Origin of the sequence: Shewanella chilikensis (assembly GCF_002836945.1) — a bacterium.
Taxonomy (GTDB): domain Bacteria; phylum Pseudomonadota; class Gammaproteobacteria; order Enterobacterales; family Shewanellaceae; genus Shewanella; species Shewanella chilikensis.
Window position 1 is genome coordinate 55,037 of the sequence record NZ_NIJM01000008.1, and the last position, 14,327, is coordinate 69,363.

General features: G+C 51.3%; 10 protein-coding genes. 9 read left to right on the top strand and 1 reads right to left on the bottom strand.

Annotated features, from left to right (window positions below):
* Window positions 1-27: 27 nt before the first annotated feature.
* The 5 genes from nusA (at window position 28) to rpsO (ending at window position 5,997) form a co-directional block, all read left to right on the top strand.
* Entirely contained in the window at window positions 28-1,527 is a 1,500-nt protein-coding gene (gene nusA, locus CX651_RS04520) for a transcription termination factor NusA (protein ID WP_101053950.1), read from the top strand.
* A gap of 24 nt (window positions 1,528-1,551) precedes the next feature.
* Window positions 1,552-4,209, top strand: a complete 2,658-nt coding sequence (gene infB, locus CX651_RS04525; RefSeq protein WP_101053953.1) for a translation initiation factor IF-2 — start codon at window positions 1,552-1,554, stop codon at window positions 4,207-4,209.
* 57 nt (window positions 4,210-4,266) lie between these two features.
* Window positions 4,267-4,680, top strand: a complete 414-nt coding sequence (gene rbfA / locus CX651_RS04530) for a 30S ribosome-binding factor RbfA (protein WP_101053956.1) — start codon at window positions 4,267-4,269, stop codon at window positions 4,678-4,680.
* Entirely contained in the window at window positions 4,680-5,633 is a 954-nt protein-coding gene (gene truB / locus CX651_RS04535; RefSeq protein WP_101053960.1) for a tRNA pseudouridine(55) synthase TruB, read from the top strand. Before rbfA ends, truB begins: the two co-directional genes overlap by 1 nt.
* Before the next feature lie 94 nt (window positions 5,634-5,727).
* Entirely contained in the window at window positions 5,728-5,997 is a 270-nt protein-coding gene (gene rpsO, locus CX651_RS04540; protein WP_039033642.1) for a 30S ribosomal protein S15, read from the top strand.
* A gap of 127 nt (window positions 5,998-6,124) precedes the next feature.
* On the opposite strand, the gene CX651_RS04545 is transcribed toward rpsO, so the two are convergent.
* Complete coding sequence (locus CX651_RS04545; RefSeq protein ID WP_101053963.1) at window positions 6,125-8,179, bottom strand: putative bifunctional diguanylate cyclase/phosphodiesterase; 2,055 nt, start codon at window positions 8,177-8,179, stop codon at window positions 6,125-6,127.
* Between the two features lie 203 nt (window positions 8,180-8,382).
* Between CX651_RS04545 and pnp the strand changes: the two genes are divergently transcribed.
* The 4 genes from pnp (at window position 8,383) to CX651_RS04570 (ending at window position 14,247) form a co-directional block, all read left to right on the top strand.
* Window positions 8,383-10,485, top strand: coding sequence for a polyribonucleotide nucleotidyltransferase (pnp, locus tag CX651_RS04550; RefSeq protein ID WP_100144254.1), 2,103 nt, complete (start codon window positions 8,383-8,385; stop codon window positions 10,483-10,485).
* Between the two features lie 153 nt (window positions 10,486-10,638).
* Window positions 10,639-11,538 carry a lipoprotein NlpI gene (gene nlpI / locus CX651_RS04555; protein ID WP_101053966.1) on the top strand — a complete coding sequence of 300 codons (900 nt, stop codon included), beginning with the start codon at window positions 10,639-10,641 and terminating at the stop codon, window positions 11,536-11,538.
* 99 nt (window positions 11,539-11,637) lie between these two features.
* Complete coding sequence (gene prfC / locus CX651_RS04560) at window positions 11,638-13,221, top strand: peptide chain release factor 3 (RefSeq protein WP_101053969.1); 1,584 nt, start codon at window positions 11,638-11,640, stop codon at window positions 13,219-13,221.
* A gap of 228 nt (window positions 13,222-13,449) precedes the next feature.
* The gene (locus CX651_RS04570; protein ID WP_165565987.1) at window positions 13,450-14,247 is read left to right on the top strand and encodes a TatD family hydrolase; all 798 of its coding nucleotides are present in this window, start codon (window positions 13,450-13,452) and stop codon (window positions 14,245-14,247) included.
* Window positions 14,248-14,327: the final 80 nt, after the last annotated feature.

Consider the following 14,327-nt stretch of genomic DNA (forward strand, 5'->3'; position numbering starts at 1 on the left):
TGGTTTCAAGGTGAACGAGGCAAGACGATGAATAAAGATATTTTGCTGGTCGCTGAAGCGGTTTCCAACGAAAAGGCTGTACCGCGCGAAAAGATTTTCGAGGCGCTCGAAATTGCGCTGGCTACCGCAACCAAGAAAAAGTATGAAGGCGATATCGATGTTCGTGTTGCCATAGATCGCAAAACTGGCGATTACGAGACTTTCCGTCGCTGGTTGGTGGTTGATGATAACGGTGAAGCGTTGGAAAACCCTTACCGTGAAATCACTCTGGAAGCGGCTCGTTATGAGAACCCTGAGATCCAGCCTGGCGAGTTCATTGAAGATGAAATCGATTCGGTACAATTTGACCGTATTACTACTCAAACCGCCAAGCAGGTAATAGTACAGAAAGTCCGTGAAGCCGAGCGCGCCCAAATCGTCGAGCAGTTTATCGACAAAGAAGGTGAGTTGGTTACCGGTGTGGTCAAAAAGAGCAACCGCGACAGCGTAGTGGTTGATCTCGGCAACAACGCCGATGGCGTGCTGTTCAAAGAAGACCTGATCTCCCGTGAGACTTTCCGTCCTGGTGACCGGGTACGCTCCCTGCTGTATGCTGTGCGTCCTGAGGCTCGTGGTGCTCAGTTGTTCCTGACCCGCACCAAGCCTGAAATGTTGATCGAACTGTTCCGTGTTGAAGTACCGGAAATTGCCGATGAGATGATCGAAGTGATGGGCGCCGCCCGCGACCCAGGTTCACGTGCCAAGATCGCCGTGAAATCAAACGATCGTCGTATCGACCCTATCGGGGCTTGCGTCGGTATGCGCGGTGCCCGGGTGCAGGCTGTATCCAATGAACTTGGTGGCGAGCGTGTTGACATAGTGCTGTGGGACGATAACCCGGCACAATTTGTTATCAACGCTATGGCACCAGCCGATGTGGCCTCAATTATTGTTGACGAAGATAACCACTCAATGGATATCGCCGTCGAAGCCGATAGTCTGGCACAAGCTATCGGCCGCAATGGTCAAAACGTTCGTTTGGCGACACAGCTGACAGGCTGGGTACTGAACGTGATGACAGTGGAAGACATGAACAAGAAACATCAGGCCGAAAGCGCCAAAGTGATGGAGCTGTTCGTGGGTGCGTTGGATGTGGACGAAGATTTCGCCCAGGTGCTGGCCGACGAAGGATTCACCTCTCTGGAAGAGGTGGCTTATGTTCCTGTTTCCGAGCTGTTGGCCATCGAAGGATTTGATGAGGACATAGTTGCCGCATTGCGTGAGCGCGCCAAGGCTGCCTTGTCTACCCGTGCACTGGCATCCGAAGAAGCACTGGATGGTGCCGAACCTAGCGAAGAGTTGTTGTCCATGCCTGAAATGGAGCGCCACCTGGCGTACGTTTTGGCAAGTATGGGTGTGATAACTCTGGAAGATTTAGCCGAGCAAGGCATTGACGATTTGATCGAAATTGAAGAATTGACAGAAGAAAAAGCAGGTGAGCTCATCATGGCAGCCCGCAACATCTGTTGGTTTGGCGAAGAAGCATAGTCGATCAACAGGGGGATTTAACTGATGGCAGAGACAACAGTAGAGAAACTGTCCACTGAAGTGGGAAAAAGCGTAGAGCGATTGATCGAGCAGTTTTCCAAGGCCGGTATCAAGAAAGGCAAGGATGACAGTGTCACCGAGGCCGAGAAACAGCAACTGCTGGACTACCTGAAAAAACAACATGGTGCGGACAGTGCGCCCACCAAGATGACATTACAGCGTAAAACTGTATCGACTTTGAGTGTTGCCGGCAGCGGCGGCCAGTCCAAAGACGTCAAAGTCGAAGTACGCAAGAAACGCACCTTTGTGAAGCGTGACCCGGCCGAGTTGGCCCGTCAGGCGGAAGAACAGGCTCGCGCCGAAGCAGAAGCCAAAGCTCAGGCAGAAGCCGAAGCGAAAGCCAAGGCAGAAGCGGAAGCCAAGGCTAAGGCAGAAGCCGAAGCGAAAGCCAAGGCGGAAGCTGAAGCCAAAGCCAAGGCCAAAGTGGCTCAGGATGCCGGTAAAGCCAAAGAAGAGGTTAAGGCCGATCCCAAGACCAGCGCCGAGCAGGAAGCTGCCCGTGTTGAGGCCGAGCGTCTGAAAGCGGCTCAAGCTGAAGCTGTTAAGCGCAAGGCCGATGAAGAAGCCGCCCGTGCGGCAGCCGAAGCCCGTCGCCTGGCTGAAGAGAATGAAAAACGCTGGGCCGAAGAAGAGCGCCAGCGTCTAGAAGCCGAGAAGCGCAGCGATCATCATATCACCACCTCTAAAGTGGCCCGCGCCGCCGAAGACACCAGTGATATGGATGAGGAGAAGCGTGGTCGTCGTTCACGTCACAAGAGTGCCGGTAAGAAACGTACCAAGGATTCCCGTGACGGTCGTGAGCGCAATATCCGCAATCGTGCGCCTCAAGCCATGAGCCATGGCTTCAATAAGCCGGTAGCCGCGGTAAACCGCGATGTACGTATAGGTGAAACCATTACTGTGGCCGAGCTGGCGCAGAAGATGGCCATCAAAGCCACTGAAATCATCAAGACCATGATGAAGATGGGCTCTATGGTGACCATTAACCAAGTACTGGATCAGGAAACTGCCCAACTGGTTGCCGAGGAGATGGGCCACAAGGTTGTGCTTATCCGTGAAAACGAGCTGGAGCATCAGGTTCTGGCCGATCGTGACGGTGAAGATGTCAAACTGGAGCCTCGTGCGCCGGTTGTGACCATCATGGGTCACGTTGACCACGGTAAGACCTCGCTGCTTGATTATATCCGTCGCACTAAGGTCGCGGCCGGTGAGGCCGGTGGTATTACCCAGCATATCGGTGCCTACCATGTAGAAACCGATAACGGCATGATCACCTTCTTGGATACTCCAGGCCACGCAGCGTTTACCGCCATGCGTGCCCGTGGTGCCAAGGCCACAGATATCGTGATTCTGGTTGTGGCTGCCGATGATGGCGTAATGCCTCAGACTATTGAAGCTATCCAGCATGCCAAGGCCGGCGGTGTACCGCTGATCGTGGCAGTGAACAAGATGGATAAGCCTGAAGCCGATGTCGATCGCGTCAAGAGTGAACTGTCCCAGCACGGCGTGATGTCGGAAGATTGGGGCGGCGACAACATGTTTGTGTTTGTTTCTGCCAAGACTGGTATGGGCGTGGACGAGCTGCTGGAAGGCATCTTGCTGCAAGCCGAAATCCTCGAACTCAAGGCCGTACGTGACGGCATGGCCGCCGGTGTGGTTGTTGAGTCTCAGCTGGACAAGGGTCGCGGTCCTGTTGCTACCATCCTGGTTCAGGAAGGTACTTTGCGTCAGGGCGATATCGTTCTGTGTGGTCTGGAGTACGGTAAGATCCGTGCCATGAAGGATGAAAACGGCAAGAACATTACTGAAGCCGGTCCGTCGATTCCGGTTGAAATCCTGGGTCTGTCCGGGGTGCCTTCTGCCGGTGACGAAGCGACAGTTGTTCGTGACGAGCGTAAGGCCCGTGAAGTTGCCCTGTATCGTCAGGGTAAGTTCCGCGATATCAAGCTGGCGCGTCAGCAGAAGTCCAAGCTGGAAAACATGTTTGCCAACATGACTGAAGGTGAAGTGAAAGAGCTGAATATCGTGCTCAAGTCCGACGTACAGGGTTCTTTGGAAGCCATCGTCGACTCGCTGACCCGTCTGTCTACCGAAGAAGTGAAAGTGAACATCATCGCCAGTGGCGTGGGTGCACTGACTGAGACAGATGCGACTCTGGCCGCAGCGTCCAACGCCATCATGGTGGGCTTCAACGTCCGTGCCGATGCACAGGCCCGTAAGACCATCGAAAGTGAGAGTGTGGATCTGCGTTACTACAGCGTGATCTACGACCTCATTGACGAAGTCAAGTCGGCCATGAGCGGTATGCTTTCTCCTGAATTCAAGCAAGAGATCATTGGTCTGGCTGAAGTGCGAGATGTGTTCAAGTCGCCTAAACTGGGTGCAATCGCCGGTTGTATGGTGACCGAAGGTATCGTTAAGCGCAGCGCACCTATCCGGGTTCTGCGTGAGAACGTGGTTATCTATGAAGGTGAGCTAGAGTCTCTGCGTCGCTTTAAAGATGACGTTAGCGAAGTTCGCAATGGCATGGAATGTGGTATCGGTGTGAAGAACTACAATGATGTTCGCGTAGGCGACCAGATTGAGGTGTTCGAAACCGTCGAGGTTGCCCGTACCCTGTAACGACAACATCGAAAAGGGCGGCAGAGGCCGCCCTTGTTGATTTTGGGGAAGAATACTATGGCAAAAGAATTTAGTCGTACCCGGCGTATTGCCCAGCAACTGCAACAGGAACTGGCGCAGGTACTGCAGCGTGATATGAAAGATCCTCGTGTAGGCATGGTCACGGTTAATGACGTGGAAGTCTCACGGGATCTAAGTTATGCAAAAGTGTATGTCACCTTCTTTGAAGAAGACCCGGTTAAGGTTGATGAAAAGCTGGCTGCACTTAACAAGGCAGCGCCTTATGCCCGCACCTTGGTAGCCGGCAGAATGAAGCTCAGGGTGATGCCTGAACTGAAATTTGTCTATGACAAGTCTCTGGTCGAGGGGATGAGAATGTCCAACCTGGTAACTGAGGTCATCAATCAGGACAAGGCCAAGCAGCAAACTTTTGGCACTGAATCTCACGACAAGGATGAGGAAAACAACTGATGGCGCGTCGTCCCAAAGGCCGTTTGGTCGATGGTATCGTCCTGTTGGATAAAGACACTGGCATGAGTTCCAACTTTGCCCTGCAAAGGGTAAAGCGGATCTACAACGCCGCCAAGGCCGGCCATACCGGCGCGCTGGATCCTCTGGCGACCGGTATGCTACCCATCTGTCTTGGCGAAGCCACCAAGTTTTCCCAGCATCTGTTGGATGCTGATAAACGCTATCTGGTGACAGCTAAGCTTGGACAGCGAACTGATACTAGCGATTCAGACGGTGAAGTGGTGCAAACTAGGCCGGTTGAGTTTTCCATGGCTCAATTGGAACAGGCGCTGGAGCATTTTCGTGGCGATAGCATGCAGGTGCCTTCCATGTACTCGGCACTCAAGTATCAGGGCCAACCCTTGTACAAGTACGCCCGTGAAGGCAAGGAAGTGCCTCGCGAAGCCAGGCCTATTCACGTTTATGAGCTCAAGTTCATCTCTTGGGAGAATGACGAGCTGACGCTGGATATTCACTGCTCCAAGGGCACTTATATTCGCACCATAATAGATGACTTGGGGGAAATGCTTGGCTGCGGCGCCCATGTGATCATGCTGCGCCGTACTCAGGTGGCGGGTTATCCCTATGAGCGTATGGTTAGTCTGGCACAGCTCGAAGCCTTGCTGGAACAGGCCATGACCGAAGAGCGGGTGCCTTCTGAGCTATTGGACCCTTTGCTGCTTCCCATGGATACGGCGGTTGCCGATCTTCCCGAGTGCAACGTCCCCGACGCCATGGCCGGTTATTTGCTTAATGGTAACCCGGTGCGGGTTGCCAAGCTGGAAGCAGATACTCTGGTGCGGATCACCTTGGGTGACAGCAAGCGCTTCATTGGTGTCGGCATGATGAATGACGATGGTTTGTTGGCTCCTAAACGCTTGGTAGTGTTACCTGAGGCAAAAAGCCGAGCTTGACTTGCGATCTACAGCCCTTGGGGTTATTATGTCGCGCCCTTGGCTGAGTTAGTGATCGGCTGGGGAAACTATAAAGACTATTTTGGAGAGACACATGTCACTAAGTACTGAAGCGAAAGCGAAAATCCTGGCTGAATTCGGCCGTGGCGAAAACGATAGCGGTTCTACTGAAGTTCAGGTTGCACTGTTGACTGCTCAGATCAACCACCTGCAAGGCCACTTTAAAGAGCATACTCACGATCACCACTCTCGTCGTGGTCTGCTGCGTATGGTTAGTTCTCGTCGTAAGCTGTTGGCTTACCTGAAGCGTACCGATGTCGCTCGTTATACCGCTCTGATCCAGAAGCTGGGTCTGCGTCGCTAATCGCGAACTGTACCAAAAGAAGAGGAGACTTAGGTCTCCTTTTTTTGTGTCTGCAATTTTGGGGAAGCGTATTTTTACTCGCCCCTTTTCACTCAATGTCAGTCATCAAAAACTGGCTGATTACAACTCAGCTCAGTTGACCATCCAATTTGAGGATCCTGGCATTATGTGGAGCTATGTATTTAGCTTCAAATTCCTCCAGTGACAACGGCTGACTGAAATAAAAGCCTTGGCCTATGGCGCAGTGATTTTGCTTCAGCCATTCAAGTTGCTGCTCGTTCTCTATGCCTTCGGCGACAATTTTCAAATCCAATTGCCGCCCCAGCATCAGAATGGTGGAAGCTATTGCGCTCTCTTGAGGAAGATCGGTTACAAAACAGCGATCAATCTTCATGGTGGTTATTGGCAGGTGTCTTAGGTAAGAGAGGGATGAGTAACCCGTACCGAAGTCGTCGACGGCAATACCAAAGCCTGCCGACTTAAGTTGTTCAAGCTTGCTGATCGCCAGCTCAATATCATTCATCAATGAGGTTTCGGTGATCTCCACTTCCAGCAATTCGGGCCTTATTTGATAACGCAGCGCCATCTGTTTGATGTCCGGTACCAGGCTGGCGTCAGCAAACTGCTGTGAGGCAACATTGACAGCGATTGGAGGACTGAAGTTGTAACGTTGCTGCCAGCGCCGCAGTACCCGGCAGCTTTGCTCTATGACCCAGCGGCCAATAGGGATGATGATCCCGGTTTCTTCGGCAACCGGAATAAACGACATGGGGCTTATCAAACGGCCGTCTTTTTGCCAGCGGATCAGTGCCTCGCATCCCATCAATTCACCGGTTTCGATATTAACTTTTGGTTGAAAGTGCAGTAGAAATTCGTTGTTACGGATGGCATCGTGCAGCGAAGCTTCTGTGCGCAACCTTACCGCCGCCCTTTCTGTCATCTGTTGCTTGAAAAAAGCCCATTGGTTGGAGCCAGCGGCCTTGGCGCTATACATGGCGATATCGGCGTGACGAATAAGATCTTCGGCGCTCAGGCCATCTTCGGGGTAGATGGAAATACCTATGGATGCGGCCGGGTGAATGGCATGTTCATTGAGTTGTACCGGGGTATTGAGCTGGATTAATAGTTTGTCGACAAAGTCGGCCGCCTGGGTCGGTGATTGAATCTCATCGGCCAGGATCACAAACTCATCCCCACCGAGACGGGCCACAGTTCCCTTGTCTCCGACCACTCGTTCCAGAATGCGGGCTATCCTTGCCAGAAACTGGTCACCCACCGCATGCCCCAGTGAGTCGTTGACGTTTTTGAATCTATCGAGGTCGATAAACAGCAGACTGAAGTTACGTTTGTGCACTCGGGCACGTTGAATGGCGACTGCTATGGTTTCCAATAACAAGGTACGGTTGGGCAGGCCGGTGAGAGGATCCCGGGTCGCCATTTTGCGCAGCTTGCTTTGGGTCTGGCTGAATTGTTTAAGGATCTGGTTGAACTTGGAGGTAACCAGCCCCAATTCGTCATCTTTATGGTTGGCCGATACCGGCAACATATTTTCATCCGGTGACTCAGGGTCAATCTTGTCTATTGCTTCACTGATCCGGGCGATGGGTTGGGTCAAAAAGCGGTGGAATACTATGGAGAGCACCAGTGTCAGAAACAATGCCCTGGCCAAAGTCGCAGCAAAACTGAACTGCAACTGGCTGATAAGAGTCTGGGTCAGTTCACGGGTATCATAATTGATGGTGAGCGTGCCTATCAGTTGCTCTTTTTGCGCGCCTTCAAAATAAAAAGGACGTTGCAGTGGCCTTGATATCTGCTTGAGATCGCCAAATAGTTTGAGACTCAAATTACCAAAAGTATCTGAAGGCTCAGGGCGGCTGCTGCCGAGATTGACGAATAGGGAGTTGTCATCCAGGGTGATCCTGGCTGAACCGACATGCTCCACTTTCATCACGCCTTCCATTGTCTGACGCGCCAAATTGTCATCCAATGCCCAGACCGCATTGGCGGCCGGTTGTTCAACTGAGTCGAGTAACTCTTGCTGACTACTGAGCAACGATTGCCTTTCTGTGGTCACCACAATCAAAATTTCAATGATAAAAATAGCAACGGCAAAGAAAAGAGCTGTGAAAACCACCAGATTGGTTTGCTTCCAGGTGAGCGACTTGAACCTGGCGGTATTCATCTGCCTTTTCCTGCTATTATGTGGGCGAATTCTATATTCAAGGCTAGTCCAATTTGGTAGCAATGCAGCAACATGTGATTGATATAGTCCACTTTAGAAAAAAGAAGCGTCTTTGTCATCATCTGGCACTCTTTATCTATTCTAGAGGTTTGCAGTATACTTACGCGCGAAATTCAAGGTTATTAAATTAAGGAATGGGTCAAGTGAATCCTATTGTAAAAAGTTTTGAGTATGGTCAACACACAGTCACTCTGGAAACAGGGGTTATTGCACGCCAAGCCGATGCAGCCGTTCTGGCCAGCATGGGCGATACTACAGTTCTGGTGACTGTGGTTGGCAAGAAAGAAGCAGACCCAAGCCGTGACTTCTTCCCGCTGACTGTTAACTATCAGGAAAAGACTTACGCAGCCGGTAAGATCCCTGGTGGTTTCTTCAAGCGTGAAGGTCGACCATCTGAAGATGAAACACTGATCGCCCGCCTGATTGACCGTCCTATCCGTCCACTGTTCCCTGACGGCTTCACCAACGAAGTCCAAGTGATCATCACTGTGGTTTCTGTTGATCCACAGATCGAGCCAGACATTGTGGCCATGATAGGTACCTCTGCTGCTTTGGCTATTTCCGGTATTCCATTCAATGGTCCTCTGGGTGCGGCACGTGTCGGTTACATCAATGGCGAATATGTGCTGAATCCTGGTGCAGAGCTGCGTGAAAACAGCGAGCTGGATCTGGTTGTTGCCGGTACCCAGAGCGCCGTGCTTATGGTTGAATCTGAAGCCAAGGCCCTGCCTGAAGAAGTGATGCTGGGCGCCGTGGTATACGGTCACGAGCAGCAGCAGGTAGTGGTTAATGCCATCAATGAACTCAAGGCTGAAGCCGGTAAGCCTGCTTGGGACTGGACAGCTCCTGTTGCCAACGAAGAGCTGGTTGCCAAGGTTAAGGCACTGGCCGAAGAAGGTCTTACCGCCGCTTACCAGATCATCGCCAAGCATGAGCGCCGCGATGCGGTAGTTGAAGTCAAGAAAGCCGCTATCGAAAAGCTGCTCGAGGAAAACCCTGAACTGGATCAGCGTGAGCTGGACGGCCTGCTGGGTAGCCTGGAGAAGAAAGTGGTTCGTAGCCGCATCATCAAAGGTATGCCTCGTATCGACGGTCGTGAGCCGGATATGGTGCGTGCCCTGTCTGTAATGGCCGGTGTGCTGCCACGTACTCACGGTAGCGCCCTGTTTACCCGTGGTGAAACTCAGGCGCTGGTGACCTGTACTCTGGGTACCGAGCGTGATGCGCAGAAGATTGACTCCATCATGGGCGAGCGTACCAACCGCTTCATGCTGCACTATAACTTCCCTCCATACTCTGTCGGTGAAACCGGCATGGTGGGTTCACCCAAGCGTCGTGAAATCGGTCACGGTAAGCTGGCATGGCGTGGTATCAACGCCGTAATGCCTTCTGCCGAAGAATTCCCATACAGCGTGCGCGTAGTATCTGAAATCACTGAATCCAACGGTTCCAGCTCTATGGCGTCTGTGTGTGGTACTTCTCTGGCGCTGATGGATGCCGGTGTACCTATCAAGACTTCAGTTGCCGGTATCGCCATGGGTTTGGTGAAAGAAGGTGATGATTTCGTCGTATTGTCTGACATTCTGGGTGATGAAGATCATCTGGGTGATATGGACTTTAAAGTGGCCGGTACCCGTGATGGTGTAACCGCACTGCAGATGGATATCAAGATTGAAGGTATCACCAAGGAGATCATGGAAATTGCACTGCAGCAAGCCTATGGTGCCCGTGTGCATATCCTTAATGTGATGGACCAGGCCATTGGCTCTGCCCGTGACGATATCTCTGACCACGCTCCACGTATCACTACCATCAAGATCAACCCTGAGAAGATCCGTGAAGTGATAGGTAAGGGCGGTGCAACTATCCGCGCGCTGACCGAAGAGACAGGTACTACCATTGAGCTGGAAGACGACGGCACTGTGAAGATTGCTTCAAGCAATGCCGACGCCACCAAGGAAGCTATCCGCCGCATTGAAGAGATCACCTCTGAAGTGGAAGTGGGTCGCATCTACAAGGGTAAAGTTATCCGCATCGTTGACTTCGGTGCCTTCGTTAACATACTGCCCGGTAAAGATGGTCTGGTACACATCTCTCAAATTGCTGAAGAGCGTGTGGCCAACGTATCCGACTACCTGCAACTGAACCAGGAAGTTACCGTTAAGGTAATGGAAGTGGATCGTCAGGGCCGTGTACGCTTGTCTATCAAAGAAGCACAACAAGCTGCTCCAGAAGCAGCCGAGTAAGCTTTCATCGCATGAGAAAAGGAGACCTTAGGGTCTCCTTTTTTATTGCCACCACTTAAATTATCTTGGATTTGCCCGCGTTGGCGGATAGCGTAGCCACGGCTGTATTGCTATGATTGAGCCTGCATTGGGATATGACAAAGGAAGGATTGGATGAGTTTTAATCTGCGCGCCGCTGTGTTTTCTGTACTGGCCGGAGCCAGTTTGCTGACTTCGGGATGCGCTTCCCTGCCGGCGTCTGAAACCAACAGTGAGCTGTTGGTCGCCCCTGTTTTGCCTGACTATAAGTTGGAGGTCACTCTGGCAAAACTCAATGAAATCCTGGCGAGGGCCGAACTGACTACTGAGCAACGGGCTCGTTTTCATTATGACCGTGGGGTTATATACGACAGCGTGGGCTTGAGGATCTTGGCTCGCATCGATTTTCATCAGGCGCTGAAATTGCAACCTAACTTAGCTGATGCCTATAACTTCCTCGGTATCTATTACACCCAGGAAGGTGAGTTTGAAAGTGCTTACGAGGCCTTTGATGCGGTTCTTGAGTTGTCCCCTGAGTATGATTATGCCTTCCTCAATCGCGGTATTGCGCTTTACTATGGCGAGCGCAAACAGCTGGCGGCTAAAGATATGGAAAGCTTTTATCTCAAGGATGAAAGTGATGGTTACCGAGCGCTGTGGTTATATCTGACCGAGTATGAGCTTTCACCCCAGGAAGCGCTGGCAAGGCTGCAGTTCAACCGTACCCGTCTGGATGACAATGCCTGGGCGACTGTGTTGGTCGACTATTATCTGGGCGCGGTTGATGAATCTCGGGTGTTTGCCATGGCCAAGAGTGGCCTGACTCACCCCAAAGAGTATGCAGAGCGTTTGTGCGAATCCTACTTTTATCTGGCTAAGGTGGCGTCCGAGCAAGGTGACAAAGATAAGGCGGCCGATTATCTGCGCCTGGCGCTGGCCACCAATATCTATGATTTTGTTGAACACAGATATGCCAGAATGGAACTGGCATTGCTGGAGCAAACGCCGGAACCCGTGCAACAGACGGCTAACTGATCTGCCTTTATCTGACAATCAAAGGCCTTGCCTAGCCAAGGCCTGAGGGAGGCGCTATAATTTGCGCCTTTTTCAAGCGTCATAAGTGTACGGAAGAACATGTCAGGTATTAAAGTCGAAGTGGACAAGCGCCGCACCTTCGCCATCATTTCTCACCCGGATGCGGGTAAAACCACCATTACAGAAAAAGTCTTGCTTCATGGCCGCGCCATTCAATCTGCCGGTACAGTAAAAGGCCGTGGTTCGTCTCAGCATGCAAAATCTGACTGGATGGAGATGGAAAAGGAGCGGGGGATCTCGGTCACGACTTCTGTGATGCAATTCCCCTATAACGACTGCCTGGTTAATCTGTTGGATACCCCCGGCCACGAAGACTTCTCTGAGGATACCTACCGTACCCTGACAGCGGTGGACTCCTGCCTTATGGTTATTGATGCTGCCAAAGGGGTTGAGGACAGAACCCGTAAGTTGATGGAAGTAACTCGGCTGCGTGACACCCCTATCGTTACCTTCATGAACAAGCTCGACCGGGATATCCGCGATCCGATGGAATTGCTCGATGAAGTGGAAAACGAGCTCGATATTCTCTGTGCACCTGTCAGCTGGCCGATAGGCTGTGGTAAGTCTTTCAAAGGCGTTTACCATATTCACCGCGATGAAACCATTCTGTATCAGACAGGTCATGGTCACACTATTCAGGAAGTACGGATAATCAAAGGATTGGGTAACCCTGAGCTGGATGAAGCCGTTGGCAGCGACCTGGCAGCACAGCTGCGTGACGAGATGGAGCTGGTAACCGGTGCCTCCAATGAATTTGATCTTGAACTCTTCCTGTGTGGCGAGTTGACACCTGTGTTCTTCGGTACCGCCCTGGGTAACTTTGGGGTCGACCATATGCTGGATGGCTTGACTGCTTGGGCGCCCAAACCTATGCCGAGGCAGACCACAGAGCGTTTGGTCGAAGCCGGTGAAGAGAAGTTTTCCGGTTTTGTGTTCAAGATCCAGGCAAACATGGATCCCAAACACAGAGACCGTATCGCCTTTATGCGTATCGTTTCCGGTAAATATACCCAGGGCATGAAGATGAAGCATGTCCGCATAGGTAAAACTATCAGTATTTCCGATGCGGTCACTTTTATGGCCGGTGACCGTGAGCGCGCCGCCGAAGCCTACGCCGGTGATATCATAGGTTTGCACAATCATGGCACTATTCAGATTGGCGATACCTTTACCCAAGGGGAAGAGTTGAAGTTCTCCGGGATCCCCAACTTTGCACCTGAAATGTTCCGTCGTATTCGCCTTAAAGATCCGCTGAAGCAGAAACAGCTGCTCAAAGGCCTGGTGCAACTCTCGGAAGAGGGGGCTGTGCAGGTTTTCCGTCCTCTGGATACCAATGATTTGATCGTAGGGGCTGTTGGGGTACTGCAGTTTGAAGTGGTGGTCGCCAGACTCAAATCGGAATACAACGTGGAAGCCATCTATGAGGCTATAAACGTGGCAACCGCGCGTTGGGTCTACTGTGATGATGCCCGTAAATTGGAGGAGTTCCAACGTAAGTGCTCCACCAATTTGGCGTTGGATGGCGGTGATAACCTGACTTATATCGCGCCGACCATGGTTAATCTTAATTTGTCCATGGAGCGCTATCCGGATATTGAGTTTGCCAAGACCCGGGAACACTAAATCACAAAGGTGGAGCTTGCTCCACCTTTTTTATTGGGATGTTGTTGAGAGATCTTCTGATGTTTTTTATTCAAAAGTGCTGGAAAAGTTACATCCGTTTTTGCGACAGCTTGGGGTTAACCGAAGATAGTCGCCGTTGTTGTATGCCAAGGCTCAGTGATCCGCCATTAACGAAACGTAAGCAGAAAGATCCTCTGGCAGACGGACAAAAAGAAGGAAAGCAACATGATCTTTGACTCCCATGCTCATCTGGATTTCAGTGAATTTGATCATGACAGGCGAGCCCTCATGGCCGCGATGAAGGCCGCCGGTATTGGTGGGGCCATTATTCCCGGTGTTAGCAGTGAACATTGGTCAAAACAGAAAGCGATTGCTCACCAACTGCAACTGCCTTATACCTTGGGGATCCATCCCTGGTATTGCCCGAAAACCCTCATTGAATGCGACCAATCCCTTGCAGCACTGAGAACCGAGCTCATGACAGCGAATGACTCTTTGATGGTGGGAATTGGCGAGTGCGGTTTGGACAAACCTAAGGCAGAGCTTGCACCAGATAACCCGGCGTATGTCCCTTGGAATTTACAATACCGAGTGCTTGATGGGCAGTTGGCCTTGGCGGCAGAGTTGAAGCTGCCACTGATACTGCATTCGGTGAAAAGCCATAATGAACTCTTGGGAATGTTGAAACAGTATTCGCTGCCGCGTGGCGGAGTGATTCATGCATTCAACGGCTCTTATGAAACAGCAATCGCTTATCTGGAACTGGGTTTCAAATTGGGGATTGGTGGCTTATTGCTGAATAAAAACGCAAAAAAGTTACGTGACACAGTTAGCAAATTACCTCTAGATGCGCTCTTGGTCGAGACAGATTCACCCTCAATGACACCTCATTTCCTGCCGGAAAAGCGCAATACCCCTCTGACGCTGGTACAAATAATAGCCGAAATGGCGAATTTGCAGAAAAACAGCAATGTTCTAATATCAGAACACCTCCAACAGAATCTAATGCAACTGTTTGAGCTTTAGTTTTTTTTAATGGAACAGGTGTAACTCGCATTACATGCGGTGACTAAACTTTTGAAAATTAACTTCAAAAACTTGATCAA